Source organism: Comamonas sp. C24C (assembly GCF_053345995.1).
The window spans coordinates 213,128-236,441 of sequence record NZ_JBKFBC010000004.1 but is presented as its reverse complement, the minus strand read 5'-3'; the positions used below and the strand labels follow the sequence as shown (position 1 = coordinate 236,441).

Genomic DNA, 23,314 nt, shown 5'->3' with positions numbered 1-23,314 from the left:
AACCAAGCAAGCCGAAAGGAGTCGCACATGATCGCTCAAGAACTGGAAGTCAGCTTGCACATGGCGTTTGTCGAGGCCCGGCAGCAGCGCCACGAGTTCATCACCGTGGAACATCTGCTGCTCGCCCTGCTGGACAACCCCAGTGCAGCTGAAGTGCTGCGCGCATGCGCGGCCAATATCGACGACCTGCGTTCATCGCTGTCCAACTTCATCAAGGACAACACGCCGCAGGTGGACGGCACCGAAGAGGTGGATACGCAGCCCACGCTGGGATTCCAGCGTGTGATTCAGCGCGCCATCATGCATGTGCAGTCCACGGGCAATGGCAAGAAGGAGGTAACGGGCGCCAATGTGCTCGTGGCCATCTTCGGCGAAAAGGACTCGCATGCCGTGTACTACCTGCACCAGCAGGGCGTCACACGCCTGGACGTGGTCAACTACATCGCCCATGGCATCAAGAAGGGCGAGCCGCCCGAGCCCGCCAAGGCCGAATTTCCTTCGGAAAGCGAAGAAGGCGCTGCGGGCGAGCGCAATGAAAAAGCATCGCCGCTGGAGCAGTTCACGCTGAACCTGAACCAGGCCGCCAAGGAAGGCAAGATCGATCCGCTGATCGGGCGCGAGTACGAGGTGGAGCGCACCATCCAGATCCTCTGCCGCCGCCGCAAGAACAACCCGCTGCTGGTGGGCGAAGCCGGCGTGGGCAAGACCGCGATTGCCGAGGGTCTGGCCTGGCGCATCACCGAAGGCACGGTGCCCGATGTGCTCAAGGAAGGCGTGGTCTATTCGCTGGACATGGGCGCGCTGCTGGCTGGCACCAAGTACCGCGGCGATTTCGAGCAGCGCCTCAAGGGCGTGCTCAAGTCGCTCAAGGACAAGCCGCACGCCATCCTGTTCATCGATGAAATCCACACGCTGATCGGCGCCGGCGCGGCCTCGGGCGGTACGCTGGATGCGTCCAATCTGCTCAAGCCCGCGCTGTCCAGCGGTCAGCTGCGCTGCATCGGTGCGACCACGTTCACGGAATACCGTGGCATCTTCGAAAAAGACGCGGCCCTGTCGCGCCGTTTCCAGAAGGTGGATGTGGTCGAGCCTACCGTGGCCGAGACGGTGGACATCCTCAAGGGCCTGAAGTCCCGCTTCGAGGAGCACCACAGCATCACCTACGAGCAGGAAGCCCTGCAGGCGGCGGCCGAGCTGTCGGCCAAGTACATCAACGACCGTCACCTGCCCGACAAGGCCATCGACGTGATCGACGAGGCGGGCGCTGCCCAGCGCATCGCTCCCGAAGCGCAGCGCAAGCAGACCATCGGCAAGGCCGAGATCGAAGCCATCGTGGCCAAGATCGCCCGCATTCCGCCGGCCAACGTCAGCAACGACGACCGCAGCAAGCTGCAGACGCTGGAGCGTGACTTGAAGAGCGTGGTCTTCGGCCAGGACAAGGCGCTGGAAGTGCTGTCGTCGGCCGTGAAGATGGCGCGCTCGGGTCTGGGCAAGCCGGACAAGCCGATCGGCTCCTTCCTGTTCTCCGGCCCCACGGGCGTCGGCAAGACGGAAGCGGCCAAGCAGCTGGCCTATATCCTGGGCGTGGACCTGATCCGCTTCGACATGTCCGAGTACATGGAGCGTCATGCCGTCAGCCGACTGATTGGCGCGCCTCCCGGCTATGTGGGCTTTGACCAGGGCGGTCTGCTGACCGAGGCCGTGACCAAGAAGCCGCATTCGGTGCTGCTGCTCGACGAAATCGAGAAGGCGCATCCGGACATCTTCAACGTGCTGCTGCAGGTCATGGATCACGGCACGCTGACCGACAACAACGGACGCAAGGCCGACTTCCGCAACGTGATCATCATCATGACCACGAATGCGGGCGCCGAGACCATGAACAAGGCCACCATCGGCTTCACGAATCCGCGTGAGGCTGGTGATGAAATGGGCGATATCAAGCGCCTGTTCACGCCCGAGTTCCGCAACCGTCTGGATGCCATCGTCAGCTTCAAGCCGCTGGACGAGCAGATCATTCTGCGCGTGGTCGACAAGTTCCTGCTGCAGCTGGAGCAGCAGCTGGCCGAGAAGAAGGTGGACGTCACCTTCAGCGACGAGCTGCGCAAGCATCTGGCCAAGAAGGGCTTCGATCCGCTCATGGGTGCACGCCCCATGCAGCGCCTGATCCAGGACACCATCCGCCGCTCGCTGGCCGATGAGCTGCTGTTCGGTCGCCTGACCAACGGCGGACGCCTGGAGGTGGACTGGGACGACGCGGGCAACGAAGGCAAGGGTGATGTCAAGCTCACCATTACCGAGCTGCCCAAGGACGCTCCCAAGGCTGAGCCCGAGCAGGCGGTTGCCGACTGAGGCGGGCTGATTCAGGCTTTCGCCGGCGCCCATGAGGGGTGCTGAAAACAAAAAACCGGCAGTGGAGACACCGCCGGTTTTTTATTGCGCGCCCGGCCAGGATTTGCCTTCTTTTGTCCCGCGGCCCGTGACAGGGCCCTGCATGAACGCCGGGGCAGCGCTGCCTGATCAGTCGCGCAGGTACAGAAGCAGCATGAAGACCGGTGTGCCGATCAGAACGCCGACGATGCAGAACAAGGGGCCGTAGACCAGCAGGCTTATCTCCAGGGCGCGCATGCACCCCGAGATGCCCTCATTCAGGCAGCTGACCCCGTCGGGCGGCAGAAAGATGCTGTGAAACGGCAGAAAAAGCGCCGCCACGGCGAGGCTGGCAAGCAGTGCCAGAAAGGCAGAGAGAACAAGTCGGCCCAGGGTTTTCATGATGTGCATCTCCGTTGCCACTATAGATGGTGGCGGGCTGCTGCGAGAAGACGGTGCTGGATCCGGCGCCTGCCTAAGGCTTGCCTGCGGTACCGCGCGCGACCATGCTGACGAAATTGAGCGCGGCGACGATGATGCCCTTGCTCAGCGGCAGCAGGGCAAAAAACAGAAAGAAGAGGTGGTTCACCTGCCACAGTGGCAGGGTCCGCATATGCGCAAGCAGGCGCTGGCCATGTCCGCCGGCCACGATGAAGGCGACGGCTGCTGCGATCAGGGCCAGGAAGAGCAGCGCTGCCGCCCGGGCAGGCACTGGCGCGCGCTGGAAGGCGACACTGAGAGGGCGGATCAGGCAGCAGCCAAAGATCAGGGCGCAGAGAAAGGGCACCAGATGCACGGCTTCGCCGCGCACGAGCCAGGGCAGGGCCATCGCATAGGACAGAACCAGCAGAGCGAGGCCGGTGGCTCCCATGAGTCGGGGTTGCTGCTGCTTCATGGACGCCTGCCGGTGCGCGGGGACTCCGCCGCGAAGTCAATGAAAAAAGGAGCTGCTATTGCTTGCTGCATAACGATTTCAGATACTTTTGTATTTGAAAGGCAATGCTGAAGAGCGCAAGCAGCTATCAACATTGCTGTCTTGCTTGATGCCGGTCACTTGACCTGGCGCTTTTCCAGCTTGCGTGCCAGCGTGCGCCGGTGCATGCCCAGGCGGCGTGCGGCCTCGGAGATATTGAAGCCGGACTCGGCCAGGGTCTCGTGAATATGCTCCCACTCCAGCGTCTTGATGGAGGTGGTCTGGCTGCTGACTTCCACATCGGTGCGGCCCTCGATGCGGCCGAAGGCAGCTTCGATATCGTCGGTGTTCGAGGGTTTGGCCAGGTAGTGGCAGGCGCCGAGCTTGACGGCTTCCACGGCCGTGGCAATGCTGGCGTAGCCGGTGAGCACGACGATCAGCGCGTCGGGGTTGTGCAGATGCAGCATCTGCACGCAGTTCAGGCCCGAGGCATTGCCGGCCAGCTTCAGGTCCATGACCGCATATTGCGGCCGGTGCTGGGTCAGCAGCAGCTGCACTTCTTCGCCGCTGGTGGCATGCAGCACGCGGTAGCCCCGGCGCTCGAACGAGCGCTTGAGCGTGCGTGCAAATGCCGCGTCATCTTCAACCAGCAGCAGTAAACGGTCTTCTTCCATGCAAACAACAATGTCTTAAATCGCGAGAGCGGACTGGGGCAGGCTGACCTCCACCAGAGCGCCTCCGCCTTGCTGAGCCGGCAGATTGCCGGCATGAACGCGGCCGCCCAGGGCGCGGGCCACGTTGGTGACAAGAAACAGGCCCAGACCGCGACCGGGACGCTCCTGCTTGGTGGAGACATGGCACTGGCCCAACTGCTGCAGCACGGCGGCATCGAAGCCCGGACCATGGTCGCGCACCTGGATGCGTATCTGGTCGTGATCGCTGCTCAGGGTTAGCTCCACCCAGTCGGGCGAGGCTTCGAGGGCATTGTCCAGCAAATTGCAAATCATTTGCTGCAATGCAGTATCCGAGAGCATGGCGAAGTCCTTCACGCCCTGCTGGTGCAGCGCAAAGTGCTGCAGGCTGTTGTGGGCCTGCCAGTGGCTGACCACGCCCTGCACAAAGCTGGCAAAGGTGGTGCTTTCCGTGCCTTCGGCCCGGGTCTCGCCGGCCGACAGCAGCACGCCCGAGACGATGGACTTGCAGCGCAGCAGCTGGCGCTGCATTTCCTGCAGGTCCTCGCGCAGATCCTCGTCCCGCATGAGTGCCGGCATATGCTGCCAGTCGCCCAGGATCACGGACATGGTGGCCATGGGCGTGCCCAGCTCGTGGGCCGCGCCGGTGGCCAGCAGGCCCAGGCGCACGATGTGCTCTTCCTCGCTGGCGCGCTGGCGCATATTGGAGATGCGTTTGTCGCGGCGGCGCGTGTTCTCGACGATGCGGGTCAGAAAGACGATGGTCAGGATGCTGGTCAGTGCAAAGCTGATGAGCACACCCACCACGTAGAGGCTGGGCAAGCCTTCCTGGCTCACGAACTGCACATGCAGGGGCTGGTGAAACAGGGTCAGGCCCATGACGCCGACAAAGGAGGCTGCGACCACGCACCAGGTGTAGTGGGCGGGCAGCAGCACGGCACTCAGAATGCCCTGCAGCAGATACAGATAGATAAAGGGATTGCTGGCGCCGCCGCTCAGGTACAGCTGAATGGTCAGGGCCAGCACATCGGCCAGCAGCGCATAGAAGACGCTGCGCGAGGTCACGGGCCGGTGCAGGCCCTGGCTCCAGTAGATATAGGCCAGGTTGGTGGCCACCAGGGCCACGAGCACCAGCGCCATGGGCAGCAGGGGCAGGGCAATCTGAAAGCCGTAGTGCACCAGCGAGATGGTGACGACCTGGCCGACCACGGCAATCCAGCGCAGCTGAATCAGCAGCTGCATGTTCTGCCGCTCGGTCAGGCGCTGTACGCGAAACAGGGAATCGGAAATTTGGCTCACCGCGCAATTGTCACCGAGCGCGGCTGCCACGGACGCCTCTGGGGCTATGCGTTGCTGATGTAGGAACAGTTTGAGCGGGCCGAAAAAAAGCGCTCCGGGGAGCGCTTTTCAGGGAGGCATCAGCTTTTGGCAACTGCCTTGTCATGCCGGCGTACCAGCCAGGCAGCTCCGATCACCATGATGGCCAGCCCATACCAGGTCAGGGCATAGACCAGGTGGCTGTTCGGAAAGCGGATGACCGTCATGCCGGGGCGCAGGACTTCGGTGCCGGCCTCTGCCTTGGCATAGGCCGGGTTGCTGGCGGGCACGCCCTGGTCTATGAAGTAGGGGGCGGGCCTACTCAGGCCCTGGGCCTGGGCGATGGCGGCGACATCGCGCGAGTACCACTGGTCGTTGGCGGGATCGTTCTTGCGCAGAAAGCCGCCGCCGGGCTCGCTCATGCGCATCAGGCCGATGACGGTGACGGTCTCGGTAGACGGGCCGGCTTCGGCAATCTGCTTGAGCCATTGGCTGCGCAGCTTCTCGGGCGTGAAGCCGCGGTTGACCAGAATCTGTGTGCCATCGGCCAGCTGTAGCGGCGTCATGAGCCAGAAGCCCGCGCCGGCCTCGGTCAAGGCCTTGGCCAGCACGCTTTGCTTGTCCAGCCATTGGCCCTGCGCCTTGACGGGCAGGTATTCGTGGCTGGCCGCATTGATCTGCGGCCACTGGCCGGGCTCGGGAACCGCTACGGGGGCGCTGTGCACGCGCTGCTCCACGCGCTCGATGAGGTCAAGCTTCCAGGCGCGGCGCTGCACCTGCCAGGTGCCCAGAGCCATGAACCCTAAAAACAAGGCGATGCCCACAAACGCGAGCATCGCCTTGGCGAAGGGAGAGCGCTGCCGCGCAGCGCTCTGGTTCTTCATGAGGTCAGTCAAGGTGTGACAGCTGCGGGAGCCGTGTGACCTGAGTGATCTGCATGGCCTGCGGCCTGGTGCATTTCATGACCGGGCATCATGTTGGTGTTCATGTGGAACATGACCCAAAGCGTGCCGGAGATCGCAATCGCCAGGAAGATCACCGTGAAGATGGTGGACAGCATGGTCCAGCCGCCCTGGATCTTGCCGTTCATGTGCAGGAAGTACACCATGTGCACGAGCACCTGGACCACCGCGAACAGGCCCAGCACGGCCACGGCCGTGGTGCGGTCGGTGATGACGTTGTTCATGACCAGGTAGAAGGGGATGGCTGTCAGGATGACGGCCAGGATGAAGCCCTTCACATAGTCGCCCATGGTGACGTGCAGGTCGTCGTGATCGTGGTGATCGTCATGACCGGCGTGGATATCGTGTGCGCTCATTTACAGCACCCCCATCAGATACACAAAGGTGAACACACCGATCCAGACCACGTCCAAGAAGTGCCAGAACATGGACAGGCAGTTGATACGGCGCACGTTCTCGTTGATCAGGCCGTGCTTCTTGATCTGGATCATCAGGGTGATCAGCCAGACCAGACCGAAGGTCACGTGGATACCGTGGGTACCCACCAGCGTGAAGAAGGACGACAGGAAGGCGCTGCTCTGAGGCGTCGCACCCTGATGGATCAGGTGGTGGAACTCATAGAGTTCCACGGCCAGGAAGGCCGCGCCCAGCAGACCGGTGACGGCCAGCCACAGCAGAGTGCCGTTCACGTTCTTCTTCTGCTTTTGCAGCATGGCAAAGCCGAAGGTGATGGACGACATCAGCAGGAAAGCCGTGTTGACGGCCACCAGCGACAGATCGAACAGATCCTTGCCCGAGGGGCCACCTGCATAGCTGCGGCCCAGCACGCCATAGGTGGCGAACAGTGCGGCAAAGATCAGGCAGTCGCTCATCAGGTAGAGCCAGAAGCCCAGCGAGGTGCCGTTTTCCGGATGGGGCTCGTGCGCGAGGTGGTACTCGCGAGTAGCCAGGGCGGCTGCGCCGCCAGCGTTGATATGTGTATTAGACATGGGCTGCTGCAAGCTGCTTGGTACGTGCTTCTTCCGTTGTGGCCACTTCGGCCGCAGGGATGTAGTAGTCACGCTTGTAGTTGAAGGTATGAATGATCGAAGCCAGGATGGTCGCGACGAACGAAGCGATCGTCAGAGGCCACATATGCCAGATCAGAGCAAAGCCCAGAACGGTGGACAGGCCGGCAATCACCACGCCAGCGCCGGTATTGGCGGGCATGTGGATGGGCTCGAAGCCGCTCAGCGGACGCTGATAGCCATGCTTCTTCATGTCGGTCCAGGCGTCGATGTCGTGCACCACGGGGGTGAAGGCGAAGTTGTACTGGGGAGGGGGCGAGGAAGTGGCCCATTCCAGAGTACGGCCTTCCCATGGGTCGCCGGTCACGTCACGCAGCTCGTCGCGCTTCCAGATGGACACGGCCAGCTGGATGAAGAAGCAGCCGATACCGGCAGCGATCAGGGCTGCACCGCAGGCAGCGATGATGAACCAGATCTGCAGAGAGGGATCGTCAAAGTGGTTGGCACGGCGAGTCACGCCCATCAGACCCAGGATGTACAGGGGAGTGAAGGCAACCCAGAAGCCGACCAGCCAGAACCAGAACGAAGCCTTGCCCCAGAACTCGTTGAGTCGGAAGCCGAAAGCCTTGGGGAACCAGTAGTTGATACCGGCAAACACGGCAAACACCACGCCGCCGATGATCACGTTGTGAAAGTGGGCGATCAGGAACAGCGAGTTGTGCAGCACGAAGTCTGCGGGAGGCACGGCCAGCAGCACGCCGGTCATGCCGCCGATGGCGAAGGTGACCATGAAGCCCACCGTCCACAGCATGGGCACCGAGAAGCGGATGCGGCCGCGGTACATGGTGAACAGCCAGTTGAAGATCTTCGCGCCCGTGGGGATGGAGATGATCATCGTGGTGATACCGAAGAAGGTATTCACGCTGGCACCCGAGCCCATGGTGAAGAAGTGGTGCAGCCACACCAGGTAGGACAAGATGGTGATACACACGGTGGCGTAAACCATCGAGGTGTAGCCGAACAGACGCTTGCGGCTGAACGTTGCCACGATTTCGGAGAACACGCCGAAGCAGGGCAGGATCAGGATGTAGACCTCGGGGTGGCCCCAGATCCAGATCAGGTTCACGTACAGCATGGGGTTGCCGCCCAGCTCGTTCGTGAAGAAGTTGGTGCCGACGTAGCGGTCCAGCGACATCAGCACCAGGGCTGCGGTCAGCACGGGGAAGGAGGCCACGATCAGGGCGTTGGTGCACAGGGCAGTCCAGGTGAAGACGGGCATCTTCATCAGGTTCATGCCGGGAGCGCGCATCTTGATGATGGTCACGATCAGGTTGATACCTGACAAGGTCGTGCCCACACCGGCGACCTGCAGGCCCCAGATGTAGTAATCAAGACCCGTGCTGCCGCTCTGGTGCCCCAGATTGGACAGTGCCAGCCAGCCGGAGGTGGAGAACTCGCCCAGGAACAGGGAGATCATCACCAGCACGGCGCCGCCAGTGGTCATCCAGAAGCTGAAGTTGTTCAGGAACGGGAAGGACACGTCACGTGCGCCGATCTGCAGAGGAACCAGGTAGTTCATCAGGCCGGTCACGAAGGGCATCGCCACGAAGAAGATCATGATCACGCCGTGGGCCGTGAAGATCTGGTCGTAGTGGTGAGGAGGCAGGTAGCCCATGTTGTCGCCGAAGGCCATGGACTGCTGCAGACGCATCATCACGGCATCGGCAAAGCCGCGCAGGAACATGACCAGACCGAGGATCATGTACATGATGCCGATCTTCTTGTGGTCGATGGAGGTGATCCAGTCGTTCCACAGCGGAGCCCAGAGGCGGAACTTGGTGATGCCGCCGACCACGACGAGGCCACCAAGCACCACGGCAATAAAGGTCAAGAGCACGATGGGCTCATGCGTCATGGGAATCTGGTCCCATGTGATACGGCCCAACAGCCAGTGGGAGGCCGGGGTTGTTGTTTCAGACATGTTGAGTCTCTTTTGTCGTATTGGAGCGGCTGAGCGGTGAGCGCATCCGCACCGTGAACTACTTATTGCTGTGCGACAGCTCCGGAGGCGGCGACTTCGTCGAGCAGGGCGACAACGCGGTCAGCGTCTTTGGAAGTGCAGACATCCAGGGGCAGGGTCACGCTGGAGGTCTTGCCGTGGTGTGCAGGTGGCTTGCCGCCGGCAGCGTCGATGGCCATCATTTCGTTCATGCACATCTTGCCGTCTTCCACGCAGCGGTTGAGGACCTTGTTGTACAGGCCTTCGTCCACGCTGGCGAAGCGTTCAACGGGGTTGCGCTCGCTGGGCTTGGCCAGGTCGAGGTAGGCGTCGCGCGTCAGGGTCTTGCCTTCGCTCTTGGCCTGGGCCACCCACTGGTCGAACTGCTGGTTTTCCAGACCGTGGAACTTGAAGGTCATGCCGGCAAAGCCAGCGCCGCTGTAATGGGAGGACTTGCCGCCATAGACACCGGGCTTGTTGATCACGGCATTCAGTTCGGTCTGCATGCCGGGCATGGTGTAGATCATGCCGGCCAGATCAGGAACGTAGAACGCGTTCATGGTGTTGGTGGAGGTCAGCTTGAAGCGGATGGGGCGGTCCACCGGGGCAGCCACTTCGTTGACGGTGGCGATGCCTTGCTCGGGGTAGAAGAACAGCCACTTCCAGTCCAGGGACACGACCTGAATCTCCAGGGGCTTGACGTTGGGGTCCAGCGCCTTGGTGGAGGAGATGCGGTCCAGAGGACGATAGGGGTCGAGCTTGTGGGTGCTGATCCAGGTAATGGCGCCCAAAGCGATGATGATGAGCAGGGGAACCGTCCAGATCACCAGCTCCAGCGCAGTGGAGTGGTGCCATTCGGGGTCGTACTTGGCTTCGGTGTTGGACTGGCGGTATTTCCAGGCAAACAGCAGCGTCAAAAAGATGACGGGGACGATGATGAGCAACATCAGCAAAGTGGCCGTAATGACCAGATCGCCTTGCTGCTTGGCGACATCGCCAGCTGGGTTGAGGACGACGGCCTTGCTGCAACCGGCGAGGGTTGCGGTCAAAGCGGCCGCTGAGAGCCACGCGGGCCCACGGATTTCCTTGATTTTTAACATGCTTTAGGCGTGACAAAGTCGCGCTTAGGTGTAAACGCGGATTACTGGATCTCGGCAAATGTAATACCAAACCGGGGGTTGTCCATTGGACATTTTGTCCAAGGTCAAGGGCCTGGTCTTGAAAATACGCTATGCGACAAGGGTTTAGCGCCTTTTAAAGGCGCGCAAACTTTGCGCTGACAGGGCTTGAAATTGTCAAATTTGCCCCATCAGGCCCCCTCTGCCGAGGGCTGGGCTGACAGGGTTCAGGGCAAAAACTCTATTGCAGCTGCACATGCTTGGGCGTAGAACGGAAAGCGTCCCCGGGACTGAAAAGTAAGACAAGGAGTTGTACCTTTATGACAAGCATGAACCCGTCCGTTGGTCTTACTCAGCAAGACTATGAGAACTCGGAAACCCTGGCCTATGCGGAAACCGATGAGGATGTGACCCCTGGCGAGATCGCGGTGGGCGTGATCATAGGGCGCTCTTCCGAGTACTTTGACTTCTTCGTGTTCGGCATCGCCTGCGTGCTGGTGTTTCCCTCGCTGCTGTTTCCCTATCTGTCCAAGCTCGACGGCACGCTGGCCGCGTTTGCCATCTTCTCGCTGGCCTTCGTGGCCCGCCCTGTAGGCACGGCGCTGTCGATGGCCGTGCAGCGGGTCTGGGGGCGTGCCACCAAACTGACATTGGCGCTGCTCCTGCTGGGCGTCTGCACGGTGGGCATGACCTTTTTGCCCAGCTATGAGGTCGCCGGCATGAAGGCCGTCTGGGCGCTGGTGGTCCTGCGCATCGGCCAGGGCCTGGCGCTGGGCGGCTCCTGGGACGGCTTGCCCTCGCTGCTGGCCATGTCCGCACCGCCGAACAAGCGCGGCTGGTACTCGATGATCGGCCAGCTCGGGGCGCCGCTGGGCTTCATCATTGCGGCAGCGCTGTTTGCCTATCTGTACTCCAGCCTGTCGGCGGACGAGTTCATGAGCTATGGCTGGCGCTATCCCTTCTGCGTGGCTTTTGCCATCAACGTGGTGGCGCTGTTTGCCCGCCTGCGTCTGGTCGTGGGGCAGTCCTATACCCAGCTTCTACAGGAGCGTGAGCTGGAGCCCATCAGCGTGACCAGTCTCATGGCCAACGAAGGCCGCAATGTGATGATCGGTGCTTTCGCCGCACTGGCCAGCTTTGCGCTGTTCCACTTGGTGACCGTGTTCCCGCTGTCCTGGATCTCCATGTACTCCGATCAGTCCATGACTGAAGTGCTGGTGGTGCAGATCATCGGCGCGCTGCTGGCTGGCGGGGCCATCATGCTGTCGGGCTGGCTGGCGGACCGGGTGGGTCGCCGCAACACCCTGGGCACTATGGCCTGCCTGATCGGTATCTTCAGCTTCCTGGCGCCCTGGCTGCTGGGCAGCGGCAGCACCGGCAACAATGTGTTCATCCTGGTGGGCTTTGTGCTGCTGGGCCTCTCCTACGGTCAGGCATCGGGCACGGTGACCTCCAACTTCTCGTCGCGCTATCGTTACACCGGCGCGGCCCTGTCCACGGACATGGCCTGGCTCATCGGTGCGGCGTTCGCTCCACTGGTCGCCCTGGGCGTCTCGGCCAAGTTCGGTCTGGTGGCTCTGGGTATCTATCTGCTGTCTGGCGCCTTGTGCACGCTGGCTGCCCTGGGCATCAACCGTGCCATCGAGGCCCGCGATCAATAAGAAGGTTGCTCGCTTCTCTGCAAAACGCCCGGTGCTGCGCATCGGGCGTTTTTTCTGATGCTGCAGCGCATGAAAAAGCCGCCTTCAAGAGGCGGCTTTTTCATTGGTAGGCGGGCTGGATCAGTCCAGAGCCAGACCGGCCTTCTTGATCACCTCGCCAAAGCGCTTGCTTTCGGAGGCCATGAAGGCCTTGAATTCGGCAGGCGTGGGGTTGAAGGACTCGTAGCCGAAGGCAGCGAACTTTTCCTTCACGTCCTGGCCGGTCAGCGCCTGGCGGACATCGGTGCGGATCTTCTCGACCACGGCCGCAGGGGTGCCGGGGCGCACGGCCAGGGCGTTCCAGCCGATGGCCGCGAAATCCTTGGGGCCACCCGATTCGGACACCGTGGGCACGTTCTCGAAGCCGGCAATGCGGCTGGGAGCAGCCACCGCCAGGAAGCGCAGCTTGCCGCCACGTACCAGAGGACCTGCAGTGCCCAGAGAGCCCAGGGCAAAGGTCAGCTCGCCATTGGCAACGCCCTGGTACAGCTGGCTGGTTTCCTTGTAGATCACGTGCTCCATCTTGGTGCCGGTCTGGTTTTCCAGCAGCGCCGAGCCCAGGTGCACGGGGTTGCCCACGGACCAGGAGCCGTAGTTCAGCTTGCCGGGATGCGCCTTGGCATCGGCGATCAGGTCACCGATGGTCTTGTAGGGGCTGTTGACGGGCACGCAGACAAAGAAATAGTTGCGGAACAAGGGCATCAGGATGTCGAAGTCCTTGTTCAGGTCGTAGGGCAGCTTCTTGAACAGGTGGGGGTAGGCCGCGATATGGACATTGTCCAGCTGGATCATGTCCGTGCCGTCGGTCGCGCCACGCTTGAATTCGTTGATGGCGATGAAGCCGTTGCCGCCGGGACGGTTTTCCACCACCACGGGCTGGCCCCAGGCACGGCCCAGCTTGTCGGCCACCAGGCGCGAGATGCCATCGGGACCGCCGCCTACGGGGAAGGGGTTGATGATGCGCGAGGACTTGGTGGGCCACTTGTCGCTCTGGGCGAACGAGGGGGCTGCCACGGCTGCGGCAATGGCGCCGAGTGCGAATGCAGCTTGGCGACGGCTCATGTTGAGCTTATGGGTCATTTTGTCTCCCTGGAAGGATGTCGATGATGAATTGCGTGTGGACCACGCATTGTTGATATCGTCGGCTGTTATTTTTAGATATTCAGGCCCAGTTAATTACATTGTGTCACTTGGGGCATAAACACCTAGGTCTAGCTGAGGCTAGCAGCTATAGCAAAATAGCATAGCTTGTTTTGAAAGGTGTGAGCATGAATCTGCAGCAGATAGAGACCTTTGTTCGGGTGGCCGAAGTGGGGAGCTTCAGCAAGGCTGCGGTACTGCTGGACACCGCCCAGCCGGCGCTCAGCCGTCAGGTACGGGCCCTGGAAACCGAGTTGCGCGAGACCTTGCTGATACGCACCGGGCGCGGTGTGACGCTGACCGATGCGGGGCGCCGCCTGCTCGAGCATGGGCACGCCATCATGCAGCGCGTGGCCATGGCCAAGGAGGATCTGGGCAGTCAGCGCGACGAGCCCGTCGGGCGCATCACCGTGGGCCTGCCGCCGAGTCTGGCGCGGCGCCTGACCCTGCCCCTGATCGACGGCTTCAGCCGGGAGATGCCCAAGGCCAGGCTGGCGGTGGTCGAGGGTTTTTCCATGAATATCTCGGAGTGGCTGACCTCGGGGCGCATGGATCTGGGTCTGGTCTACACGCCGGAGCCGCATCCGCAGATCGAGGTCTCGCCCGTGCTTGAAGAGCGTCTGTGCCTGATCGGCCCGGCCAGCACGCTGGCAGGGCGCACCAGCATTCCGTTCGAGCATCTGGCCGAATTCCCGCTGATCATGCCCCAGCACGGGCAGATTTTCCGCAAGCTGATGGAGGCCCAGGCCACGCTGTCGCAGGTCAAGCTCAATGTGGTCTGGGAGGTTTCCAGCGTGCCCGCCATTCTGGATCTGGTGCGCGGCGGCTATGGCTATGCGGCGTTGACCGACAGCGCCATGCACAGTCATGCCACAGATGCATCGCTGGTGGAGGTGCCCATCAAGTCGCCGCATATCGTCAGCACCTTGTGCCTGGTGCAGCCCGCCAAGAAGAAGTCCACGCCCCTGATGCGCCGCACGGCCGAGTTGCTGCGCCGTCTCAGCATGCAGGTCTGCTCGGTGGAAAGCGGCCATATCTGAACGACTGGCCTGTTCCGGGGCATGGCCGCTGCTGGTTCATGCTCCTGTTGGGGTAGCTGGTTGCGCTTGTTTAATAAGGATTTCAAAGTTATTTGTACCTGAAATCAATGAAGGGCAAGCGCAATAAGCTTTGATATTAATAGCGTCAAAGCTGGGGGCGCAAGGTTCTCGCGGCTTCCTGCAGCAGCGGCAGTATTTCCTGCTGCATGGTTTGCGGGCTCATGCGCTTGGCCGATGTCACCACATTCAGCGCTGCCACGGTGCGCCCGCGCATATTGCGCAAGGGCACGGCCACGGCCTGAATCGCCAGTTCATGCTCTTCGAGTGCCATGCAGTAGTCGAGGCGGCGCACCTCGTCGAGCAAGGTCTTCAGCGCCGCACCGTCGGAGACCGTGTGCGCCGTCAGCTTGGGCAGGTCATAGGTGGCCAGCCAGTCGTCGAGCTCCGGGCCCGAGAGCGAGGCCAGCAGCACCCGGCCCGTGGACGTGGCATGCGCCGGCAGGCGCGTGCCCAGATGCAGTCCGTGGGCCATCAGCCGCTCGCCCTTTTCATGCACGGCGCTGCGCGCGACGATGACGACTTCGCGCCCCTCGCGCACCACGCAGGAGTAGGACAGCCCGGTCTGCGCGGCCAGCCTATGCAGCACGGGCTGCACGATGCGCGGCAGCCGGGCCGAGGCCAGATAGCTGCCTGACAGGCGCAGCACCTTGGGCGCCAGCCAGAAATAGCTGCCATCGGACTCCAGATAGCCGAGATAGGCCAGAGTGAGTAGATGGCGCCTGGCGGCAGCGCGCGTGATGCCCGCGCGCTCGGCCGCCATGGTGGCGTTCAGGCGCTGGCGCTCGGTGTCGAAGCTCTCGAGCACGGCCAGGCCCTTGGCCAGGCCGGCAATGAAGTCCGCCGCAGCGATGGTAGGGGTGCCGGGTTCACTCATGCTCGGTTCCGTCGTTCTTGTTTTGCGCGATCATCGTTCTCATTGTGCGATTATCGCGCAAACATCGATTCTCTCCTTTGTCTTGATGCAGCACAAAACTTAGTCTTGCTGCACAGCGCAATCGGCGTCGTCACGCGCGCCGATCGACAGGTTTTTGAGCCATAACAAGGAGTCATATTCATGCGTACACAAGTCGCCATCATCGGTGCCGGTCCCTCGGGTCTGCTGCTGGGGCAGCTGCTCTACAAGGCGGGCATCGACAACATCATCATCGAGCAGCGCAGCGCCGACTATGTGCTGGGCCGCATCCGCGCCGGCGTGCTGGAGCAGGTGACGGTGGATCTGCTCAAGCAGGCGGGCGCCGACAAGCGCATGAATGAGGAAGGTCTGCCTCACGACGGCATCGAGCTGCTGTTCAAGGGCAAGCGTCACCGCATCGACCTCAACGGCCTGACCGGCGGCAAGCGCGTGATGGTCTACGGCCAGACCGAAGTCACCCGTGACCTGATGGAAGTGCGTGCCCAGGAGGGCCTGACCACGGTGTACGAGGCCAGCCACGTGCAGCCCGTGGACTTCGAGAGCGACAAGCCCAAGGTGCGTTACGAAAAAGACGGCCAGGTGCACGAGATCGAATGCGACTTCATCGCCGGTTGCGACGGCTTTCACGGCATCTGCCGCGCCAGCGCGCCTCAGGACAAGATCAAGACCTTCGAGAAGGTCTATCCCTTCGGCTGGCTGGGCCTGCTCTCCGATACGCCGCCCGTGTCGCACGAGCTGATCTATGCCAACACCGAACGCGGCTTTGCCCTGTGCAGCCAGCGCAGCGCCACGCGCAGCCGCTACTATCTGCAGGTACCGCTGACCGACAAGGTCGAGGACTGGAGCGACGAAGCGTTCTGGGAAGAGCTCAAGAAGCGCCTGGACCCCGAAGCGCGCGCCAATCTGGTGACCGGCCCCTCGCTGGAGAAAAGCATTGCGCCGCTGCGCAGCTTCGTGACCGAGCCCATGCGCTTCGGCCGCATGTTCCTGGCCGGCGACGCCGCCCACATCGTGCCTCCCACCGGTGCCAAGGGCCTGAACCTGGCGGCTTCTGACGTGGGCTATCTGTCGCAAGCCTTTGTCGAGTACTACCAGCAGCAGTCCGAAGCCGGTATTGATCGTTACTCCGAGCAGTGCCTGCGTCGGGTCTGGAAGGCCGAGCGCTTCTCCTGGTGGATGACCTCCATGCTGCACAACTTCCCCGAGGCTGGTGAATTCAACACCAAGGTGCAGGAAGCCGAGCTGGACTACATCGTCCACTCCGAGGCCGGCTCGACCTCGCTGGCCGAGAACTATGTGGGTCTGCCTCTGGTTTAAGCCCCAGACCGCCTGGCCTTCGTCACTGTGGTGATGAAGGCCAGGTGTTCGATCCCAGCGCCTTGCGCTCTGCCTGCCTTGTTGTGCGCGATGCAGGCATTTTTTCATCCATGCAATTTGGTTGATGCTGCCTTGCGTAAATTTTGATGCCGGGGCGCAAGCCGCAAGGGCCTGTGAGGAGTAAGCTTGCCGACCTTATGGCGCACATCATGTTTTCCCCTCCCTATATTGCCGCTGCCGAGGCAGCCCTGTCCTTGCGCACGCGCGGCTATGCCGTGCTGCAGCCTGAGGACTTCGCCCAGTGGATGGGCCTGAGTGTGAGCGATCTGCATGCCATGGATGCGGACTGGCAGGGCCTGCCGCCCGACGCCTTCCTCAAGGACGGCGGCCGTTATCGCCGCCGCCGCCATTCCTGCTTTGTCAGCGAAGGCGATCAGGTGCAGCAGGTGCCTCACCGCGCCCACTGGCAGCCCGTGGAATACAACGCGCTGCATGGCGGCATGCAGCGCATGTTCGAGCCCATGCTGGACAGCACGACGACGAGCGCGGCATGGCTGGAGATGATCAATGCTCTGGGGCAACTGGCCGATCAGGTGTTCTGCACCGACGAGCGGCATGAGCGCTGGTTTGTCGAGGCGCACCAGTTCCGCATCGACACCACGGACGGCATCGGACGTCCCACGCCCGAAGGCGCGCACCGCGACGGCGTCGATCTGGTCGCCGTGTTGCTGGTGGGGCGCAAGGGCGTCAAAGGGGGCGAGACCCGCGTGTTCGAAGCGACCGGCCCCAATGGCCAGCGCTTTACCTTGACCGAGCCCTGGTCCGTGATGCTGCTCGACGACGCACGCATGATTCATGAGACCACGCCGATTCAACCTGCCGAGCCCGGCGGTGTGCGCGACACGCTGGTGCTGACCTATCGCCGTGGCAACTTCCAGGGCGCCGAGCTTCAGGAGCAGCCGGCTCAGGCTTCCTGACGGACTCGGGCGAGCGTCGCTTCGGAAAATTTGGGCAAAACTGTAACGTTCTCAATGCATCAAAGTGACGCCCTGGACACTGCATGATGCGGGCTCGTCGCGACGAAGTTCTCACATCGCCGCGTAAGCTCTCCTCCAGGCAGCCAGGTCCACTGCCCCACACCACGCCCTGCAAGGCGTGGTTTTTTTATATGAATCGCTTCTACGCCCTTAGCATTTCCGTGCTGACCGCTCTTGCCACGATAGCGGCCTGCCAGCCCTTCGAGGATCGCCCTGCGCAGGCGGCCCAGATCAAGGAACCCACGATCTATTTTCGCAACGGGCTGGAAATCTCCCTTGGCGATATCTCGGTGCCGATTCACGGTGTTCAGGAATGTCCCTATGGCCTGGCGGCGCCCGCCGGAGCCGTCGTAGAGATGAATGATGCCAAGTGCATTCGCCTTTCCGACGACACCGAGCAGATCGTCGTGATGCTGGACATGCCGGGCGGCATCGTCCAGGAGGCTTGGACCGTGCGCCGCGATGCGCCCAGCAAGCCGCATGAGCCGGCCTTCAAGAACGTCTCCCTGCTGCGCCCCGACGGCACGCGCATCACGATCACCGACAAGTCCGACAGGCTGCTGGACAAGTGCTACGAATACGAGGCGGCGCATGTCTGCATCTGAGATGCGTTGAACTTTGGGGTTGATTCATGTCAACACGCTGAGGCATGATGAAGGCAGACTGCATGCTATTCCAAGAGCGGCATCTGCCCCGGGTCTCTGGCCTGAGGTTCATGTCGCCTGCAACTCGAAAGGAGAAACATATGTCCATGTTCAATCACATTCTGGTTCCGGTCGACGGCTCCAAGCCTTCCATGCTGGCGGCACGCAAGGCCGCCGAGCTCTCCAAGGTCTTTGGCAGCGCCGTGACGGCAGTGTATGTGGTCGATCCCTATCCTTTCACCGGCGTCGGTGCCGACTTTGCCTATGGGCAGTCGCAGTATCTGAGTGCTGCAACGGCCGAGGCCAACACTGCACTGGATGCGGTCAAGGCCATCATGGACGAGGCAGGTGTGCCGGTGAAGACCCTGGTGGGCGAGGGCCATGCCGTGCATGAAGGCATTGTGCGCACCATGGAAAGCGTGGGCGCCGACTTGGTCGTCATGGGCTCCCAGGGACGGCGCGGCCTTGAGAAACTGATGCTGGGCAGCGTCACCCAGCGCGTGCTGGGTGCCGTGCGTGTGCCGGTGCTGGTCGTGCGCGAGTGAGCGCAGGCGGCTGTCCACGTAGCAACGGCTCCCCAGGGAGCCGTTTTTCTTGTGGGTAAGCGTCGTGCTCAGCGATTGAGCAGCCGTGCCAGCCAGCCTTTCTTTCTGCGCTGCAATTCCAGCTCCTGCAGCACTTCGGCCTTGAGCTGCTCCTTCTGTGCGGAGTGTCCGCTTTCCTTGGACATCATGCGCAGATAGACCTTGGCCGAGTCCACATAGCCATGGTCTTCGTTGCGGATGTGGTTGAACAGCCAGCGCGAGAGCATGCCGTGCAGTTCTGCTGCGACATCCTCGCCCGCATCGAAGCGGGTCTGCATCTCGATCACACGGCGTGTGAACAGCTCGTGCACCTTTTTGTGGGGCCCGGCGAACATATAGCCGGCGCTCTCGATCAGGCTTTCCTCGAAGACGAAATGCGAGACGGTGTAGTCGATCATCTCGCCGATGACATCGCCCAGACCTTCGCGGTCGGGAGAGCTGCGCAGTTCGTAAAGCCGGTTGATGTAGTCGACGATGCGGCGGTGCTGCCGGTCGATCTCTGCAATCCCGGTGTCCAGCTCGGGGACCCAGACCAGCAATGCCATGATGTTCTCCAGAAATTCAAGGATTTCCGCAGAAGTATTCATGAGCTTGTCATATGCCGCATTGATGCAGATCAGGTCGATCCGCTGCGGTAGCGCGGAGGATGCCGATCCTCCGCGCATTGCGGCGTCACTCGATCTTGGCGCCCGAGGACTCCACGATCTGCTTGGACTGCTTGAAGTCGGCCTGGAACATCTTGTCGAAGTTGGCGACAGTCATGGACTGGGGCTCGGCGCCCTGGGTCAGAATGGCTTCGCGCACTTCGGGCATGGCCAGCAGCTTGTTCACTTCGAGATTGACCTTGGTCACGATGGACGAGGGCGTGCCTTTGGGCATGAACAGGCCGTACCAGGTGCTCACGTCAAAGCCCTTGAGGCCCGATTCGGCCAGCGTAGGTGTGTCCGGCAGCGAGCTGGAGCGGCTGGCCGAGGTGACGGCAATCGCGCGCAGCTTGCCGGACTTGATCTGGCCGATGGCCGATGGCACGGACGAGACCAGCAGGTCCACGTTGCCGGCCAGCGCATCCATCATCGCTGGGTTGGAGCCCTTGTAGGGCACGTGGGTCAGGTGAATGCCCGAGGCCTTTTCCAGCATCACGCCCGCGAGGTGGATGCTGGTGCCGTTGCCGGGCGAGCCATAGGTGATCTTGGACGGATTCTTCTTGGCTGCAGCCACCACGTCGGCCAGCGTCTTGTAGGGCGAGTTGGCGGCCGTGGCGATCACGATGGGGGTGTAGGCCACATGGGCCACGGGGATCAGGTCCCTGGTGGGGTTCCAGGGCAGGTTCTTGTAGAGATAGGGGCCGAGGACCACGTTGTCCTTCTGGCCCATCACCATGTCATAGCCCGTAGGGGCCGCTTTCACCGCTTCGGTGATGCCGATGGTGCCGCCTGCACCCGCACGGTTGTCGGGCACCACGGTCCACTTGCTGACTTCGGTGAGCTTGTTGGCAATCACGCGCGAGAGGATGTCGGTGCCGCCGCCGGGCGGGAAGGGCACGATCATGCGCACGGGCTTGTTGGGGTATTCGGCTGCGGGGTCTTGTGCAGCGGCGGAAAAGCTCAGGCCCGCGCTTGCGATCACGGCTGTGCTGATGAGGATTTGGCGAAACATGAAAAAGAAACTCCAGAGACGAACGGGGGAGCGCTGGCCCGCAGAAAAGGGCGGCGCAGTCGCGGCTGGTGTCTGAGTCTTGAACTCAGAAGCCAGAGTCACGGAAGGTGGGCTTTTCGATGATCGGGGAGGGTGGTTCCGCCATCAATGGGTATTTGTCTTTACCGGGGAGCGCGAGCCATGCTGTACGGACATGATCGCCATCCGCACGCGCTGCACCGCAGGGTTGCTGCAGTTGCTAGCACGGAGGCAGCGTACCGATCAGGTGTCGCTGCCGATGTGGCCCACGGGCGCGGATTGCGGCTCTGCGTACGGCGTTGAGGCGGTTGCAGAGCAGTCGAAACATTTTGCCACGCATGGCCGAGGTACGAAGGCTTGGTTCGTGAATAGGCCGGGCCTGTACCCCGGCTTTGCGGGGATTCGGCAGTGCAGCCAAGCTTTGGATGCCGACGGCTGCGAATGAAGGCTCAGGCCTGACGTACGTCGGCAATCACCTGGTCGCCGAAATCGGGCCGCGCCAGCCAGGCCAGCACGCGGTCTGCGGCATCGTCGGCCGAGGTCAGCTGGCCGTTGCTGTGCAGACTGGCAAAACGGGCCACATCCGGAAAATCGGCCGAGGCCGCGCTGCGCAGCTGCACCTGCATATCGGTGTCGATGACGCCGGGGGCCAGGGACACAATGCGCGCGCCGTTGGGTTTGGCCGCTTCTTCCAGCGCCACGCAGCTGCTGAATTGGTCCATGCCTGCCTTGGCCGTGCAGTAACTGGCTTGCGAAGCCATGGCGCGGCGGCCCAGACCCGAGGAAATATTGAGCACCTTGCGGGGAATTGCCCAGCTCTCGGTCGCGCCGAGAAAGGCTCCGGTCAGGGCCATGGGTGCTTCAAGACCCACGCGCAGCGCATGGATCATATCGGCCGCAGGCACTTGAGACAGCGGTGCAATCTGCGGAATGACACCGGCGTTGTTGATCAGGGTGATGCTGGCCCATGCGCTGTGGTCCTGCGTTTCCAGCCAGGTCGTGAGGCGTTGCGCGGCCGCGGCGCTTTGGGCCAGATCCTGCTCCCATTGCAATAGCAGTTCGGGCTTGCTGGCGCTGGAAGCGAGGGTGGTGCTGCTCTTGCGGGCAATGCTCAGCAACTGATGGCCTTGTTGCAGCAGCCGCTGTCCCATGGACAGGCCCATGCCACGGGAGCCGCCTGTCAGAATCGTTAAATGCTTGGTCATGCCGGGCATCTTACGGTCGATTCAAGGCCGAAAAGAACAAGCCCCGCAGGACTGGCGTCCGGCGGGGCCTGCTGCAGGGTTAACGGGCGATCAATGACCCAGGTAGGCCTTGCGCACCTCGTCATTGCTCAGCAGGTTGACGCCGCTGTCCTCCAGCACCACCTTGCCGGTTTCCAGCACGTAGCCGCGGTCGGCAATCTGCAGGGCGCGGTTGGCGTTCTGCTCGACCAGGAACACCGTCACACCTGCTGCGCGAATGGTCTGGATGATCTCGAAGATCTGCGCGATGATGAGCGGCGCCAGACCCAGCGTGGGCTCGTCCAGCAGCAGCAGGCGCGGCTTGCTCATCAGCGCACGGCCGATGGCCAGCATCTGCTGCTCGCCGCCCGACATGGTGCCTGAGCGCTGTGCGGCACGTTCCTTCAGGCGGGGGAAGAGCTTGAACACATGCTCGATGCCGTCGGCAATCTCGGTCTTGTTCAGGAAGAATCCGCCCATCTGCAGATTCTCGGTCACCGTCAGGTCCTTGAAGATGCGACGGCCTTCGGGCGAGATGGCGATGCCGCGGCGCATGATGTGGTGGGTGGACATCTGGGTGATGTCCTCGCCCTCGAACAGAATGCGTCCGCCGCTGGCGCGTGGATTGCCGCACACCGTCATCAGCAGCGATGTCTTGCCCGCGCCATTGCTGCCGATCAGGGTGACGATCTCGCCCTGATCGACATGCAGGCTGGCATGATTGACCGCGCAGATCGCGCCGTAATGGGTGGAGACCTGCTCCAGTTGCAACATATGCTGGCTCATCAGGCCTCTCCCAGATAGGCCTTGATGACCCGTTCATCATTGCGAATCGCCTCGGGCAGGCCCATGGCGATGGGCTTGCCGTATTCCATGACCAGAATGCGCTCGGACACGCCCATGACCAGGCCCATATCGTGCTCGATCAGCAGCACGGCGACGCCGTACTGTTTGCGCAGCTGGTCTATCAGATGCTGCAGGTCTTTCTTCTCCTGGGGGTTGAGGCCGGCAGCGGGTTCGTCCAGCATCAGCACGCGGGGCTTGGTGATCATGCAGCGCGCGATCTCCAGGCGGCGCTGGTGACCGTAGGCCAGATTGCCGGCTTCGCGGTTGGCGAACTGGCGCAGGCCCATCACGTCCAGCCACTGGAGTGCGTTGTCGATCTTTTCCTGCTCGGCGCGGCGATAGCCGGGGGTGTTGAAGAGGCCACCGAGCAAGCTGGCACGCGACTGGCGGTGCTGGGCGACGAGCAGGTTTTCCAGTGCCGTCATGCTCTTGAAGAGACGCACGTTCTGGAAGGTGCGCACCACGCCGTGGTTGGCGGCATGATGGCTGCTCTGGCCCGCAATGCTCTGGCCGTCCAGCACCACGGTGCCGCCCGAAGGCTGGTAGAAACCGCTGATGCAATTGAACACCGTGGTCTTGCCCGCGCCGTTGGGGCCGATGATGGCAAACACTTCCTGTGGGCGTACGTTAAAGCCCACGTTGTCCACGGCCAGCAGGCCGCCGAAGCGCATGCACAGGTCTTTGACTTCTAGCAAATACTCGCTCATGCGTTTGCCCTGCCTGTGGTTGTAGTTATTGAAATGATAGCGTTCAGGTGT

23 protein-coding genes are annotated in these 23,314 nt (G+C 62.1%); 7 read left to right on the top strand and 16 right to left on the bottom strand.

Annotated features, from left to right (window positions below; genetic code table 11):
- The first annotated feature begins 27 nt into the window (after positions 1-27).
- Positions 28-2,352 (top strand): ATP-dependent Clp protease ATP-binding subunit ClpA, encoded by a 2,325-nt coding sequence (gene clpA / locus ACLBXN_RS09920; protein ID WP_447612004.1) that lies wholly within the window; start codon positions 28-30, stop codon positions 2,350-2,352.
- A gap of 168 nt (positions 2,353-2,520) precedes the next feature.
- Here clpA and ACLBXN_RS09915 read toward each other — a convergent pair whose 3' ends face one another.
- From ACLBXN_RS09915 to cyoA, 9 genes are all read right to left on the bottom strand, one after another.
- A complete protein-coding gene (locus ACLBXN_RS09915) occupies positions 2,521-2,772 on the bottom strand; it encodes a hypothetical protein (protein WP_447612003.1) in 252 nt (83 codons plus the stop codon).
- 73 nt (positions 2,773-2,845) lie between these two features.
- Positions 2,846-3,265 (bottom strand): polymerase, encoded by a 420-nt coding sequence (locus tag ACLBXN_RS09910; RefSeq protein ID WP_447612002.1) that lies wholly within the window; start codon positions 3,263-3,265, stop codon positions 2,846-2,848.
- A gap of 155 nt (positions 3,266-3,420) precedes the next feature.
- Positions 3,421-3,957 carry a response regulator transcription factor gene (locus tag ACLBXN_RS09905; RefSeq protein WP_003055506.1) on the bottom strand — a complete coding sequence of 179 codons (537 nt, stop codon included), beginning with the start codon at positions 3,955-3,957 and terminating at the stop codon, positions 3,421-3,423.
- A 15-nt stretch (positions 3,958-3,972) separates the two neighbouring features.
- Positions 3,973-5,274, bottom strand: a complete 1,302-nt coding sequence (locus ACLBXN_RS09900) for an ATP-binding protein (protein ID WP_343678576.1) — start codon at positions 5,272-5,274, stop codon at positions 3,973-3,975.
- 119 nt (positions 5,275-5,393) lie between these two features.
- Positions 5,394-6,176 (bottom strand): SURF1 family protein, encoded by a 783-nt coding sequence (locus ACLBXN_RS09895; protein WP_447612001.1) that lies wholly within the window; start codon positions 6,174-6,176, stop codon positions 5,394-5,396.
- Between the two features lie 8 nt (positions 6,177-6,184).
- Positions 6,185-6,610, bottom strand: a complete 426-nt coding sequence (gene cyoD / locus ACLBXN_RS09890; protein WP_447612000.1) for a cytochrome o ubiquinol oxidase subunit IV — start codon at positions 6,608-6,610, stop codon at positions 6,185-6,187.
- Entirely contained in the window at positions 6,611-7,243 is a 633-nt protein-coding gene (cyoC, locus tag ACLBXN_RS09885; RefSeq protein WP_003055501.1) for a cytochrome o ubiquinol oxidase subunit III, read from the bottom strand.
- Positions 7,236-9,242, bottom strand: coding sequence for a cytochrome o ubiquinol oxidase subunit I (cyoB, locus tag ACLBXN_RS09880; protein ID WP_003055500.1), 2,007 nt, complete (start codon positions 9,240-9,242; stop codon positions 7,236-7,238). The genes cyoC and cyoB overlap by 8 nt, the downstream gene beginning before the upstream one ends.
- 62 nt (positions 9,243-9,304) lie before the next feature.
- Positions 9,305-10,360, bottom strand: coding sequence for a ubiquinol oxidase subunit II (gene cyoA, locus ACLBXN_RS09875; RefSeq protein ID WP_148729290.1), 1,056 nt, complete (start codon positions 10,358-10,360; stop codon positions 9,305-9,307).
- Between the two features lie 347 nt (positions 10,361-10,707).
- On the opposite strand from cyoA, the gene ACLBXN_RS09870 reads away from it, so the two are divergent.
- On the top strand, positions 10,708-12,039 hold the full coding sequence (locus tag ACLBXN_RS09870; protein ID WP_447611999.1) for an MFS transporter: 1,332 nt from the start codon (positions 10,708-10,710) through the stop codon (positions 12,037-12,039).
- A gap of 120 nt (positions 12,040-12,159) precedes the next feature.
- On the opposite strand, the gene ACLBXN_RS09865 is transcribed toward ACLBXN_RS09870, so the two are convergent.
- Positions 12,160-13,158, bottom strand: coding sequence for a Bug family tripartite tricarboxylate transporter substrate binding protein (locus ACLBXN_RS09865; RefSeq protein WP_003055494.1), 999 nt, complete (start codon positions 13,156-13,158; stop codon positions 12,160-12,162).
- 188 nt (positions 13,159-13,346) lie between these two features.
- Between ACLBXN_RS09865 and ACLBXN_RS09860 the strand changes: the two genes are divergently transcribed.
- The gene (locus ACLBXN_RS09860) at positions 13,347-14,258 is read left to right on the top strand and encodes a LysR family transcriptional regulator (RefSeq protein ID WP_003055493.1); all 912 of its coding nucleotides are present in this window, start codon (positions 13,347-13,349) and stop codon (positions 14,256-14,258) included.
- Between the two features lie 145 nt (positions 14,259-14,403).
- On the opposite strand, the gene ACLBXN_RS09855 is transcribed toward ACLBXN_RS09860, so the two are convergent.
- Positions 14,404-15,192, bottom strand: coding sequence for an IclR family transcriptional regulator domain-containing protein (locus tag ACLBXN_RS09855; RefSeq protein WP_211456149.1), 789 nt, complete (start codon positions 15,190-15,192; stop codon positions 14,404-14,406).
- Positions 15,193-15,372: 180 nt separating this feature from the next.
- Between ACLBXN_RS09855 and pobA the strand changes: the two genes are divergently transcribed.
- The 4 genes from pobA to ACLBXN_RS09835 all read left to right on the top strand — a co-directional run bounded on the left by pobA (position 15,373) and on the right by ACLBXN_RS09835 (position 18,774).
- Positions 15,373-16,548 carry a 4-hydroxybenzoate 3-monooxygenase gene (gene pobA, locus ACLBXN_RS09850; RefSeq protein ID WP_211456150.1) on the top strand — a complete coding sequence of 392 codons (1,176 nt, stop codon included), beginning with the start codon at positions 15,373-15,375 and terminating at the stop codon, positions 16,546-16,548.
- 197 nt (positions 16,549-16,745) lie between these two features.
- A complete protein-coding gene (locus ACLBXN_RS09845; protein ID WP_167001813.1) occupies positions 16,746-17,525 on the top strand; it encodes a 2OG-Fe dioxygenase family protein in 780 nt (259 codons plus the stop codon).
- Between the two features lie 191 nt (positions 17,526-17,716).
- Positions 17,717-18,190: a hypothetical protein gene (locus ACLBXN_RS09840; RefSeq protein ID WP_211456151.1), complete on the top strand. Its 474-nt coding sequence runs from the start codon at positions 17,717-17,719 to the stop codon at positions 18,188-18,190.
- Between the two features lie 146 nt (positions 18,191-18,336).
- Positions 18,337-18,774, top strand: a complete 438-nt coding sequence (locus tag ACLBXN_RS09835; protein WP_029158699.1) for a universal stress protein — start codon at positions 18,337-18,339, stop codon at positions 18,772-18,774.
- A gap of 68 nt (positions 18,775-18,842) precedes the next feature.
- Here the strand turns inward: ACLBXN_RS09835 and ACLBXN_RS09830 are convergent, their stop codons facing one another.
- The 5 genes from ACLBXN_RS09830 to livG all read right to left on the bottom strand — a co-directional run bounded on the left by ACLBXN_RS09830 (position 18,843) and on the right by livG (position 23,263).
- Positions 18,843-19,400 (bottom strand): bacteriohemerythrin, encoded by a 558-nt coding sequence (locus ACLBXN_RS09830; protein WP_085960130.1) that lies wholly within the window; start codon positions 19,398-19,400, stop codon positions 18,843-18,845.
- An 85-nt stretch (positions 19,401-19,485) separates the two neighbouring features.
- A complete protein-coding gene (locus tag ACLBXN_RS09825; RefSeq protein WP_043002945.1) occupies positions 19,486-20,469 on the bottom strand; it encodes a Bug family tripartite tricarboxylate transporter substrate binding protein in 984 nt (327 codons plus the stop codon).
- Between the two features lie 467 nt (positions 20,470-20,936).
- Positions 20,937-21,701 (bottom strand): SDR family NAD(P)-dependent oxidoreductase, encoded by a 765-nt coding sequence (locus ACLBXN_RS09820; protein WP_447611998.1) that lies wholly within the window; start codon positions 21,699-21,701, stop codon positions 20,937-20,939.
- Positions 21,702-21,782: 81 nt separating this feature from the next.
- On the bottom strand, positions 21,783-22,496 hold the full coding sequence (locus tag ACLBXN_RS09815) for an ABC transporter ATP-binding protein (protein WP_447611997.1): 714 nt from the start codon (positions 22,494-22,496) through the stop codon (positions 21,783-21,785).
- Complete coding sequence (livG, locus tag ACLBXN_RS09810; RefSeq protein ID WP_447611996.1) at positions 22,496-23,263, bottom strand: high-affinity branched-chain amino acid ABC transporter ATP-binding protein LivG; 768 nt, start codon at positions 23,261-23,263, stop codon at positions 22,496-22,498. The genes ACLBXN_RS09815 and livG overlap by 1 nt, the downstream gene beginning before the upstream one ends.
- Between the last annotated feature and the right edge of the window lie 51 nt (positions 23,264-23,314).